We start from the raw sequence: 11,485 nt of genomic DNA, 5'->3' as shown, positions 1-11,485 counted from the left end.
AACCGGCTACTAGAAGGTCAGGTTCCAGGCGTCGATCTTGCCGGTGTCCTGGTTGGCGTTGTCGTTCACACGGAGGATCCAGACGCCGTTGGCGACCTCGGAGGAGGCGTCGACGGTGAAGGTCTGGATGATGTTGTCCGTGCTGCCGCCGGCCCGGTTGCTCAGGGTGTAGACCGAGCCGTCCGGAGCCACGAGGTCGACCTTGAGGTCACCGATGTAGGTGTGCTTGATGTCCACGCCCACCTTGAGGGTGGCCGGCGCGTTGCCGGTCACTCCGCTGACGGTGATCGGGCTGTCGACGGTCGCGTTGTCGTTGATCGCGAAGTCGGTGAGGTTCTCGAAGTACTTCCCGGGCGGCGGGGTGGTACCGACCGCCTTCAGCGCGTCGACCTGGCCCTCGCCGAAGAACGAGTTGTTGGCGGTGGTTCCGGTGCAGCGGTTGTCCGACGGGCAGGCCGTGTCGTTGGCCTGGGCGGCCAGCTTGTCGCGGATCTGCGCCGGGGTGATGCCCGGGTTGGCGCTGGCGATGAGCGCCGCGACGCCCACGACGTGCGGGGTGGCCATCGAGGTGCCGCTCTTGGTGCTGTACCCGCCGCCGGGGGCGGTGGAGTACACGTTGCTGCCCGGGGCCGCGACGTCGATGACGCCCTGGCCGAAGTTGGAGAACGAGGCCTTCGTGGTGCCCGTGCCGTTGGCCGCGACCGTGACCACGCCCGGGAGCTCGGTCGGGATGTCGAGGCAGGCGTTGGTGATGGTGCGGGTGGTCGGCGTGGAGTCGTTGGGGCTCGCCGAGTCGGTGGTCTTGTGGGCGAGGTCGTAGTTCTCGTTGCCAGCCGCGGCGACCTGGAGGGAGCCCTTGCCCTCCGCGTACTCCTGGGCGCGCTTGACGCCCTCGATGATGGCTGCCTGGTCGATGTTGTCCGGGCAGTTGAACTGCCACGGGTCCGTGTAATAGCTGTTGTTGGTGACCTTGAAGCCGTGGTCGCCGGACCAGACGAAGGCGCAGATGGTGTTCTCGGCGAAGAAGAAGGAGTTGCCCGGCTCGGCCACGCGGACCGAAGCGATCTTCACGCCCGGGGCCACGCCGACGACGCCCTTGCCGTTCTTGGCGGCGGCGATGGTGCCCGCGACGTGGGTTCCGTGGGTGTCCACGTCACGCCAGGCGCCGACCCGGGTGTCCGGCTTGCCGTAGGCGCAGGAGGCGGAGTCGGCGGCGTTGAAGTTCGGCGCCAGGTCCTGGTGCTGGTCGTCCACACCGGTGTCCAGGATGCCGACCTTGACCGAGGGGGAGCCGGGGTTCACGGCCCAGGCCTGGTCGGCCTTGATCTGGCTCATGTCGGCCCGTACGGGTTCGCCCGCCGGGGTCGCCGCCTGCGCCGGGTTGGCCGGCAGCGCCGGGTTGTAGGCGTCGGCGGGGACGTCCGAGGTGCGCGTGGCGCCGACCTGCTGGACTCCGCTGACCCCGCGCATGGTGGCGGCGAAGGTCGCGGAGGTCGAGTGGGCGACGATCACGCCGATGGAGTCGAAGGAGGAGAAGACGGTGCCGCCGTTGGCCGCGATGGCGGAGCGGACCGCCGAGCTGTCACCGGGGGCGGTGATCACCAGGTAGGCGCGGGTGCCGGCAACCCAGGTCGCACTCTGGGAAGCCGGCGCCGCGGCCAGGGCCTTGGCGGGTGCGGAGGCGACGGGGGTGCCCGCCGGGGAGACGGGCTGGGTGCCGGCCAGTGCGGCCGGGGTCCCGAAGGCCAGCGCGGCGCCGAGGGCGGCGGCGAGCACGAGGGTACGGCGAGGTCGGCTGGATATGTGGGGTATCAATGCGTCCTCCGAAGACGGCCCGTGGTGCGGGTGGCACCTACCGGTCCGTACGAAACGAGTGGTGGACGCAAGATGTCAGACGTCTGCACCGATATGGAAGTACCTTTTACCGCAGGACGGTTGGTCCGAACTTGGCTGAATATCGATGCCTGGAGAGGTGTCGGAACCGGCCGGGCTGGGCACCGTGGGGGCGAGCCCTGCCCGGCCGGTCCATCGGGGCGCACCCGCTAGGCGGGTACGCCGTCCTTGGCGCCGCCCGGCTGGGCGGGGACGGCGACGGTGGGGCCGTGGCCGTCGTCGGTGAGCGTGGTCTCGTCGAACGGCAGCCGGCCCGCGAGGACTTCGCTGGCGCGGGCCCGGTCGAACTCCTTGGTCCAGGTTCCGATCAGCACGGTCGCGATCGCGTTGCCCGCGAAGTTCGTCAGTGCCCGCGCCTCGCTCATGAACCGGTCGATGCCCACGATCAGGCCGACGCCGTCGACCAGTTCAGGCCGGTGCGACTGGAGTCCGCCGGCGAGGGTGGCGAGACCCGCGCCCGTCACCCCGGCCGCGCCCTTCGAGGCCACGATCATGAACAGCAGGAGCGAGATCTGCTCGCCCAGCGCGAGCGGCTTGTCCATGGCCTCCGCCACGAAGAGCGAGGACATCGTGAGGTAGATCGCGGTCCCGTCCAGGTTGAAGGAGTACCCCGTCGGAACCGTGATGCCGACCACCGACCGCGACACCCCGACGTGCTCCATCTTGGCGATCAGTCGGGGCAGCGCCGACTCGGAGGAGGAGGTGGACAGGATCAGCAGGAACTCCCGGCCCAGATAGCGCAGCAGGGCGAAGACGCTGATCCCCGTACACACCCGCAACAGGGTGCCCAGGACCACGATCACGAAGAGCAGGCAGGTCACGTAGAAGCCGATCATGATGACGGCCAAGGACTTCAGCGCGTCCATCCCGGTGGCTCCGACCACCGCCGCGATCGCGCCGAACGCGCCGACCGGCGCCGCCCACATGATCATCGCGAGCACCCGGAACACCAGCTTCTGCACGTGCCCGATCCCGCGCAGTACCGGTTCGCCCGCCGGGCCCATCGCCTGGAGCGCGAACCCGCACAGCAGCGCCACCAGCAGGGTCTGGAGGACCTGGCCGCCGGTGAAGGCGGACACCAGTGTGGTCGGGATGATCCCCAGCAGGAACTCCGGGGTGCTCTGCGCCCCGCCCGCCTTGGCCTGGGCCTCGCCGGCGTGCCGGACGGCCTCGGTCAGGTGCAGTCCGCTGCCCGGCTCCAGGAGGTTTCCGACCAGCAGGCCGATGGCCAGCGCCACCGTGGACATGACCATGAAATAGCCGAGCGCCAGTCCGCCCACCGCGCCGACCTTGGCGGCCTTGCGCACCGAGCCGATGCCCAGCACGATCGTGCAGAAGATCACCGGCGAGATCATCATCTTGATGAGGTTGACGAAGCCGGTGCCCAGCGGTTTGAGTTCCACGGCCACGCCGGGCGCCGCGAAGCCGACGGCGATGCCGAGCAGTACGGCGCCGATCACCGCGATGTACAGATAATGCGTCTTGTCGCGCCTGGCGGCCACGCTGCCTCCTGGTTGTGCCTTGCCTCCTGGTGGTGAAGGCGTCCCGGGAGACCATCGCCCGCCGCTGTGACCCCGGTCACCCTTGCGTTCATAGAGTTCACGGCCGGGTGCACACTGAGCGCCATGTTCCGCTTCCCCCGGCCGCCGCGCAGCCTCGCCGGCCAGCTCTTCGCCATGCAGGTGGTGCTGGTCGCCGTGGTCGTCGCCGGATGCGCCGTCTTCGCCTACGCGACCGCCCGCGGCCAGGCCGAAGAGGCCGCCCGGCGCCAGGCCGGAGCCGTGGCCCGCGCGGTGGCGGACTCACCGTCGGTGCGCGAAGCGGTACGGAACGCGGCGCGGGCGGCGGCGGGGAGCGCGGTGCGGGAAGGGGTACGGGGGGACGTGCCCGGGAGCGGTTCCGGAGCCGGGCCCTCCGCGGCGCTTCAGCCCTACGCGGAGCAGGTCCGCGCCGACGCGGGCGTGGACTTCGTGACGATCATGGCCCCGGACGGGCGGCGCTGGACCCATCCCGACCCGCGCCGCATCGGCGAGCCCTTCCTCGGCAACACCGCGCCCGCGCTGCGCGGGGAGACCTTCAGCGAGACCTACACCGGCACCCTCGGCCCCTCCATCCGCGTGGTCACCCCGCTCATGGACGGCGGCCGGGTCGTCGGCATGGTCGCCGCCGGGATCACCGTCCGCGCGGTCAGCGCCCGGCTCGCCGCGCAGCTCTCCGCCCTCGCCTGGGTGGCCGGCGGGGCCCTCGCCCTCGGCGGAGCGGGCACGTACGTGGTCAACGCCCGGCTGCGCCGCCACACCCACGGGATGAACGCCGGCGAGCTGAGCCGGATGTACGACTACCACCAGGCCGCCCTGCACGGGGTCCGCGAAGGACTCCTCATGCTCGACGGACAGCGCAGGATCACCCTGGTAAACGACGCCGGGCGCGAACTCCTCGGTCTGCGCGGGGAGGTCAAGGGGACCGCGGTCGCCGACCTCGGGCTGCCCGCCCCGCTCACCGGGGCCCTGCTGGCCGACCGGCCCAGGGTGGACGAGGTGCACCTGACCGCCGACCGGGTGCTGGTGGTCAACAGCGCGCCGGTGGCGGGAGGCGGCCGCCGCGGCACCGTGGTCACTCTGCGCGACCACACCGAACTCCAGTCCCTGACCGGCGAGTTGGACCACGAACGCGGATTCACCCAGGCGCTGCGCTCCCAGGCCCACGAGGCGGCCAACCGGCTCCACACCGTGGTCTCCCTCATCGAACTCGGCCGCGTCGGGGAGGCGGTGGACTTCGCCACCGCCGAACTGACCCTGGCCCAGGCCCTCACGGACGAGGTGATGGCCGCGGTGGGCGAGCCGGTGCTCGTGGCCCTGCTGCTCGGCAAGGCCGCCCAGGCCCACGAGCGGGGCATCGAGCTGGTGGTCACCCCGGACAGCGGGGCCATCGGCTCCGGGCCCGGCGGGCCCTGCGCCCGGGACCTCGTCACCGTCCTCGGCAACCTCGTGGACAATGCCGTCGACGCCCTGACCGGGGTCCCCGGCGGCCGGATAGCCGTCACGGTCCGCCCCGACGGCCCGGGTCAGGGGATCCTGCTCAGCGTGGCCGACAACGGCCCCGGGCTCCCCGAAGGGGCCGACGTGTTCCGGCGCGGCTGGTCCGGCAAGGGGGAGGGGCGCGGCCTCGGCCTCGCGCTGGTCCGCCAAGTGGCACACCGGCACGGCGGCAGCGCCGATGCCGACCAACTGCCCGGGGGAGGCGCGCGGTTCACCGTAAGACTGCCGGCGCGCGCAGAAGTCGGCGCAGGCGTCGGCGGAGAGACGCGCGCAGAAGTGAGCGGAGAGACGCGGGGAGAGACGCGCGGAGAGGTGAGCGGATGAACACGCCCGAGGTGCGGGTCCTGGTCGTCGAGGACGACCCGGTCGCCGCCGCCGCGCACGCGCTGTACGTGGGCCGGGTGCCCGGTTTCACGGCCGTCGCGGCCGTCCACTCGCTGGCCGAGGCCACCCGGGCCCTGGAGCGGACCCGGATCGACCTGCTGCTGCTCGACCTCACCCTGCCCGACGGCCACGGGCTGCGCTTCGCGCGCGGCCTGCGGGCCGCCGGGCACCCCGCCGACGTGATCGTGGTGACCTCGGCGCGGGACCTGGGCGTGGTCCGCGAGAGCGTCGCGCTCGGCGTGGTGCAGTACGTACTGAAGCCCTTCGCCTTCCCGACGCTGCGCGAACGGCTCCTGCGCTACGCCGAGTTCCGCGCGAGTGCGGCCGGCGAGGCGGCCGGCCAGGACGATGTGGACCGGGCCATGGCGGCCCTGCGCGCGCCCCGTCCGGCCGAACTGCCCAAGGGGATCGGCGCGCCGACCCTGGACCGGGTCGCCGCGCTGCTGCGGTCGGCCCCCGAGGGGCTGACCGCGGCGGGGACGGCCGAGGCGGCCGGGATCTCCCGGATCACCGCCCGCCGGTACCTGGAGCACCTGGTGGACACCGGTCGCGCGGACCGCAGCCCCCGGTACGGCCAGGTCGGCCGCCCCGAACTGCACTACCGCTGGCTGGCGGCGGCTCCGGCCGGGACCGGGGCCGGCTCGGTGTCGAAGGTGTAGAACTTCCGGTGGTCGAGCATGTCGGCCGGGGTCACGTCGTTCCACGGCCGCATCGTGTCGTGCAGGTCCACGACGTTCGGCGTGCCGCCGGCGGGCAGGTACGCCGACTGCGGGTGCAGCGCCTGCCATTCGGTCCACAGCTTGTCGACGAAGGCGTGGTGCATCCAGAACACCGGGTCGTTGGGCGAGACGCCGGTGGCCATCTGGCCGCCCACCCACACGTGCACCCGGTTGTGCAGGTTGACCCCGCGCCAGCCCTCCAGGTTGTTGCGGAATCCGTTGGAGGAGCTGTTCCAGGGGGCGGCGTCGTACACCGGCATCGCGAGGACGGAGTCCACCTCGGCCCGGGTCGGGAGCTGCGCCACACCGGTGCCGAGCGCGCGCCGGAGATAGGAGCGCCCGTCCACCCGTACGGCTATCTCCCACTTGCCCGCCGCGTACGCGAACGGTCCGTCGAGCACCTGCCCGTCGCGGGCCCGTCCGGTGCCGCCGAGGAAGTCGGCGGCCCAGAGCGAGGAGCGGGCGGTCCGGTCCGCGGTCCAGTCCCAGTACGGGAGGGCCACCGTCGCGTCCACCGCCTGCAGAGCCGCCTCGAACTCCAGCAGAAACCGGCGGTGCCAGGGCAGGAAGGAGGGGGAGCGGTGGCCCACCCGGTCGCCCGAGTCGGTGTCGCCCATGATGAAGCCGTTGTGGGTGGTGACGAACCGGTCGTAGCGGCCGGTGCGCTTCAGCTCCAGCAGGGCGTTGGTGAAGGCCCGCTTCTCCTCGGCGGTGAGGGAGGCCTGGTTCTTGCGGACGGTCATCACATGCCACCCATCGGGACGAGGGCGGCGCCCTGGAGCTCGCGCACGGCGGCGCGGGCGACGGAGAGGGTGTCGGCGTAGGTCTCGTAGTGGTTGACCACGCTGATCCAGGTGCCGTCGGCGTTCTGCATGACGTGCAGTTCGCGGCCGTCTATGAGGACGGTCGGCAAACCGGGGGAGTGGTGGCCGCCGTGGTGGCCGCCCCCGCCCGCGGCGGGGGTTATTCGGATGCGACGGCCCTGGTAGACCTCGTCGACCGTTCCCGTGGGGGTGGCGGGTGCGGCGGGACGGGAGTCGGTGACGGCCGCGTGCGCGGTGGCGCCGGCGAGGCCGAGGGCGCTGAGCGCGCCGGCGGTGGCGGTTAACGCCTGCCGGCGGGTGATCTTGTTCATGGCCCGAGAGGTATCAGGGCGCGGAGAACCGTAGGCCGTTATCCGGACATGCGCGGATAAGTTGCCTGTCGAACAACTTGGATGATCTTCCCGTCCGGACCGGCTCCAGTGGCCCGAACGGGAAGACCTATGGAAAAAAGCTTAGCTGACGGAAAATCCTGCGGTCGCACCGGGAGGGTATGGAGGGGGTCACACCGTGGACTCGGCCGGAAGGTGTAGTGGGAACCGATCTCCGGGCGACCCTCTTCGCGATGATCTGTCCTTTATAGTCCCGTTATGGCCCTGCATGAGACGAAGGACGCACGTGCCCGCGACGCCGAGACGGACGTGTTCGCGTCCGCCCTCAGCGGCGAGATCCTCCCCAAGTACCGGATGCCTGACGACCACTCACCCTCCGAGGTGGTCTACCAGCTCCTCCACAACGAGCTGCTCCTCGACGGCAACGCCGCCCAGAACCTGGCCACCTTCTGCACCACCTGGTCGGACGACGGGGTCCACCGGCTGATGAACGAGTGCCTCGACAAGAACATGATCGACAAGGACGAGTACCCGCAGACCGCCGAGATCGAGGCCCGCTGCGTCAACATCCTGGCCGACCTGTGGAACGCACCGGCCGGCACCACCGGCACCGGCTGCTCCACCACCGGCTCCAGCGAGGCCGCCATGCTCGGCGGCCTCGCCCTCAAGTGGCGCTGGCGCGAACGCCGCCGTGCAGCCGGACTGCCCGCCGACAGGCCGAACCTGGTGTGCGGGCCGGTGCAGATCTGCTGGGAGAAGTTCGCCCGCTACTTCGACGTCGAGCTCCGCCAGGTCCCGCTGGAACCCGGCGCGACGGGCCTGCGCGCGGAGCAGCTCGCCGCCCATGTGGACGAGAACACCATCGGCGTCGTCGCCATCCTCGGCGTCACCTACACCTGCGTCTACGAGCCCGTCGCCGAGATCGCCGCCGAACTCGACCGGATCCAGGCCGAGCACGGCTGGGACGTACCGATCCACGTGGACGCGGCCAGCGGCGGTTTCGTCGCCCCCTTCCTCCACCCCGACGTGGTCTGGGACTTCCGCCTGCCGCGCGTGGCCTCCGTCAACACCTCCGGGCACAAGTACGGCCTCGCCCCGCTCGGCGTCGGCTGGATCGTCTGGCGCACCGCCGAACTACTCCCGGCCGACCTGGTCTTCTCCGTGGACTACCTCGGCGGGGACATGCCGACCTTCGCGCTCAACTTCTCCCGCCCCGGCGGCGAGATCATCGCCCAGTACTACCTCTTCCTGCGCCTGGGCAGGGGCGGCTACCGCCGGGTCCAGCAGGCCTGCGCCGACACCGCCCGGTACCTGGCCCGCGAGATCGAGACGATGGGCCCCTTCACCCTCCTCTACGACGGCCAGGGCGCGCTCCCCGCCGTCTCCTACCGGCTCACCGACCCGCAGGCCGCGGGCTTCAGCCTCTACGACCTCTCCGACCGGCTGCGGATGCGGGGCTGGCAGGTGCCCTCGTACCCCTTGCCGGCCGACCGCGAGGACACCGTCATCCAGCGCGTCCTGATCCGCCACGGGGTGACCCGGGACCAGGTCGCCCTGCTCGTCTCCGACCTGCGCCGGTCCGTTGAACACCTGGCAGCGACCCCCCAGCCGGTGCGGTCGACCGCCCCCCGGTCGGGCTTCCACCACTGACGGGCCGGGGGGCTCCCAGCAGTACTAGGAGCCCGCCCAGCGCATGTCCAGGGCCGTGAGGGCGGCCGTGCGTTCCGGGGTGAGGGCGGCGGCGCGGGAGCGCTGGTTGGCGATCCAGGCGCCGAGGCGGAGCTCCCGTTCGCCGACGCGCTCCACGTGCGTGCGGGGCACCCGCAGGTGCCGCTCGCGCTCGTGGAACTGCCGGGCCGCCTCCAGATGAGCCGCCCACGCCTGGGCGTGGGGGACCCGGGCCCGCGGCCGGTCCGCCCCCACGGCCGGGGTCACGCCGAGGGTGTGCTCCAGGAGCCAGCGCTGGGCCCAGGACAGCCGCTCCCAGGAGTTGCGCTGCCCCCGCAGCCACACCCCGAGGTCCTCGCCCTGTACGACGGCCTCGCCGGGCCCCGCCGGGAGCCGGCCGCCCGCGTCCAGATGGACCCGGGTCAGGTGGAAGGCCCGTTGCCAGGAGATCTCCCAGGCCGGACACCAGGAGGCGTCGATGGCCTCCAGGGCCTCCCGGCGCTCCTCCGTCAGCGCGCCGCTCCCCTCGCGGCGCGCCGCCGCCCGCTGGTTCTTGACCCACACCCCGACCGGGGCGCCGCGCCAGCTCGCGTCCGCCGGAGGCAGCAGGTGCCCGTGCTCCTGTGCCCAGCCCCGGGCCGCCGCGAGCCCCTCCTCGAAAGCCACGTCGAAGTGGCTCCACACCATGCCCAGTTCATCGAGCTGCGCCACCCGTTCCCGGCCCAGCGCGCCACGGCGGTGGGCGCGGCGCGCGTCCGCGATCCACTGGCCGAGCGGGAACCGGGCGAGCCCCGGCGGCCACTCCGAGCTCGCCGCAACCGTTCCGGGTGCTCCGGTTTCCGCGCCCTCCGCGGTTTCTCCGGCCTCCGTGGCTGCTCCGGCCGTGCCGGTCGCGAAGGGGGTTCCCGTCTTGCCGTCCCCCGGCACCTTGAACGCGAACGGGACCTTCAGGTCCCCGGCCGCCACGGCGTACAGCCGGGCCGCCTCCACGCCCCGCCGCCAGTGCTCGTGCTCCGGGTGCAGCACGCGCAGCCGGATGAAGGCCGCCAGCAGGGCCGGGTCGCGCGGGGTGGAGAAGCTCAGCAGGGCCTCCGCGCCGCTGCGCAGGCCGGAGGTGCCCAGGTTCGACGTGGCGCTGCCGGGCTCGGGGGCACGGCGGCTCGGAGCCTGGGGCTGGGCCAGGGACTCGACGAGCCGGGTGTCGTGCGCCCGCAGCGCCTCCAGCAGCCGCGCGAGGTCCCCGTACGCCCGTGAGGACAGCATCGTCTCGGGGGACTCGCCCGGTCCCAGGAGCACCGGAACCACCAGGGAGGCGACCTTGCCCTCCCCGGGCCGGATGCGCAGCGCGCGGCCGACCGCCTGGACCAGGTCGGGCATGGAACCCCGTACGTCCGCCCAGAAGACCGAGTCGCACTCCTTGGTGTCCACGCCCTCGCCCAGCACCCGGACGCTGCCGAGGAACGCCTTGTCGGCGCGCCGGTCGTCCGCGAAGGCGCCCAGGACCCGGCGCCGCTGCGCCGCCGTGTGCTGCCCGCACAGCCAGTCCGCCCAGACGGTACGCGGGTACACCGGCCGGGGGGCCCAGCTCGCGGCCCGCAGCCGCGCGGCCACCGCGGGGAGCCCGGCCGCGAAGGCCTCGGCCTCCTTGGTCAGGTGGTGGAAGACCAGGGTGCGCCGGAACCCCTGTTCCACGGCGGCCTTCACCAGCGCCGTCTGGAGCGCCGCGAGGCGGACCCCGCGCACCGCGTCGGAGCGCCCGTCCGGTCCGAGCAGGACGGCCGCCTGGAACTCCGGATCGCTGACGTCCACGCAGACCACCCGGTACGGGGCGCAGATGCCCCGGTCGATGGCCTCGGACAGGGTGAGGGTGTGGCAGCGCGCGCCGAACGGGCCGTCCGGATCGTCCTCCATGGAGGCCACCAGGTCACCCCGGCCGCGCAACCTGCCCTCGGCGCCGCCCGTGCCTTCGGTGTCCGTGCCTTCGCCGCCCGGGCCTTCGGTGTCGGCGTCGGCGTTCTCGCCGTCCTGCCAGACCCGGGGCGTGGCCGTCATGTAGAGCCTGCGGACGGCCGGGATCCGGGTGTTGTCGTGCACCACGGCCCACGGTTTGCCGATCCGCCCGGAGGTCCGGTGCGCCTCGTCGACCACGATCAGGTCCCAGCCCGGCAGCCCCTCCAGGTGCGCGCGCTCGATGGTGCCGAGGCCCAGCGAGGCGTACGTGGCGAACACGGTCACCCGGTCCACCGGGAGGCCCGCCCAGTCGGCCAGTTCCGCCGGGTCGGTGGTGGTGGGCACCCCGGCGTCCTCGCCGCGCAGCGAGCACACGGCGAAGGCCCGCCCGGTCCGGCCGCCCGCGCGCCAGGCCGCCGCCGTCTGGACCAGCAGATCGAGGGAGGGCACCAGCACCAGTACCCGCCCGGCCCGCAGCTCCTCGGCGGCGTGCACCGCGACCAGCGTCTTGCCGGAACCGGTCGCCATGATGACCTGGGTCCGGAGCCCCGCCTGGGGGACCCGGCGGCCGGCGGGCAGCTCCAGCGCCCGCACCACGGCGTCGACGGCCTCACGCTGGTGCGGACGGAGCTTCTTCCTGGCCATGCGGGTCACCTCCCCCGTGATCTGCCCGTTCGCTT

General features: G+C 72.6%; 8 protein-coding genes. 3 read left to right on the top strand and 5 right to left on the bottom strand.

The genetic code is table 11. The features are described from left to right. Positions 1-9 precede the first annotated feature (9 nt). The gene (locus ACFXDJ_RS05645) at positions 10-1,776 is read right to left on the bottom strand and encodes a S8 family serine peptidase (RefSeq protein ID WP_384652323.1); all 1,767 of its coding nucleotides are present in this window, start codon (positions 1,774-1,776) and stop codon (positions 10-12) included. Between the two features lie 266 nt (positions 1,777-2,042). Further along, complete coding sequence (locus ACFXDJ_RS05640) at positions 2,043-3,395, bottom strand: cation:dicarboxylate symporter family transporter (RefSeq protein ID WP_384652325.1); 1,353 nt, start codon at positions 3,393-3,395, stop codon at positions 2,043-2,045. 123 nt (positions 3,396-3,518) lie between these two features. Between ACFXDJ_RS05640 and ACFXDJ_RS05635 the strand changes: the two genes are divergently transcribed. Then, the gene (locus ACFXDJ_RS05635) at positions 3,519-5,255 is read left to right on the top strand and encodes an ATP-binding protein (protein WP_384652327.1); all 1,737 of its coding nucleotides are present in this window, start codon (positions 3,519-3,521) and stop codon (positions 5,253-5,255) included. Continuing rightward, positions 5,252-5,974 (top strand): response regulator, encoded by a 723-nt coding sequence (locus ACFXDJ_RS05630; protein ID WP_384847890.1) that lies wholly within the window; start codon positions 5,252-5,254, stop codon positions 5,972-5,974. The genes ACFXDJ_RS05635 and ACFXDJ_RS05630 overlap by 4 nt, the downstream gene beginning before the upstream one ends. Here the strand turns inward: ACFXDJ_RS05630 and ACFXDJ_RS05625 are convergent. Together ACFXDJ_RS05625 and ACFXDJ_RS05620 are read right to left on the bottom strand one after the other, a co-directional pair. Continuing rightward, positions 5,914-6,777, bottom strand: coding sequence for a tyrosinase family protein (locus tag ACFXDJ_RS05625; RefSeq protein WP_384652330.1), 864 nt, complete (start codon positions 6,775-6,777; stop codon positions 5,914-5,916). The genes ACFXDJ_RS05630 and ACFXDJ_RS05625 overlap by 61 nt on opposite strands. Next, on the bottom strand, positions 6,777-7,169 hold the full coding sequence (locus ACFXDJ_RS05620; protein WP_384652332.1) for a tyrosinase cofactor: 393 nt from the start codon (positions 7,167-7,169) through the stop codon (positions 6,777-6,779). Before ACFXDJ_RS05620 ends, ACFXDJ_RS05625 begins: the two co-directional genes overlap by 1 nt. A 276-nt stretch (positions 7,170-7,445) precedes the next feature. Between ACFXDJ_RS05620 and ACFXDJ_RS05615 the strand changes: the two genes are divergently transcribed. Next, positions 7,446-8,837, top strand: a complete 1,392-nt coding sequence (locus ACFXDJ_RS05615) for a glutamate decarboxylase (protein ID WP_384652334.1) — start codon at positions 7,446-7,448, stop codon at positions 8,835-8,837. 24 nt (positions 8,838-8,861) lie between these two features. On the opposite strand, the gene ACFXDJ_RS05610 is transcribed toward ACFXDJ_RS05615, so the two are convergent. Next, entirely contained in the window at positions 8,862-11,450 is a 2,589-nt protein-coding gene (locus ACFXDJ_RS05610) for a Helicase associated domain protein (protein ID WP_384847887.1), read from the bottom strand. Between the last annotated feature and the right edge of the window lie 35 nt (positions 11,451-11,485).

The organism is Streptomyces sp. NPDC059443, from assembly GCF_042750105.1.
GTDB lineage: Bacteria > Actinomycetota > Actinomycetes > Streptomycetales > Streptomycetaceae > Streptomyces.
The sequence above is the reverse complement of the archived record's forward strand: the minus strand, read 5'-3'. Positions and strand labels throughout refer to the sequence as shown.

Excerpts from the sequence above, each read along its gene's own strand:
- ACFXDJ_RS05635 (WP_384652327.1), top strand. The coding sequence starts at position 3,519 with ATGTTCCGCTTCCCCCGGCCGCCGCGCAGCCTCGCCGGCCAGCTCTTC.
- ACFXDJ_RS05630 (WP_384847890.1), top strand. The coding sequence starts at position 5,252 with ATGAACACGCCCGAGGTGCGGGTCCTGGTCGTCGAGGACGACCCGGTC.
- ACFXDJ_RS05625 (WP_384652330.1), bottom strand. The coding sequence starts at position 6,777 with ATGACCGTCCGCAAGAACCAGGCCTCCCTCACCGCCGAGGAGAAGCGG.
- ACFXDJ_RS05620 (WP_384652332.1), bottom strand. The coding sequence starts at position 7,169 with ATGAACAAGATCACCCGCCGGCAGGCGTTAACCGCCACCGCCGGCGCG.
- ACFXDJ_RS05615 (WP_384652334.1), top strand. The coding sequence starts at position 7,446 with ATGGCCCTGCATGAGACGAAGGACGCACGTGCCCGCGACGCCGAGACG.
- ACFXDJ_RS05610 (WP_384847887.1), bottom strand. The coding sequence starts at position 11,450 with ATGGCCAGGAAGAAGCTCCGTCCGCACCAGCGTGAGGCCGTCGACGCC.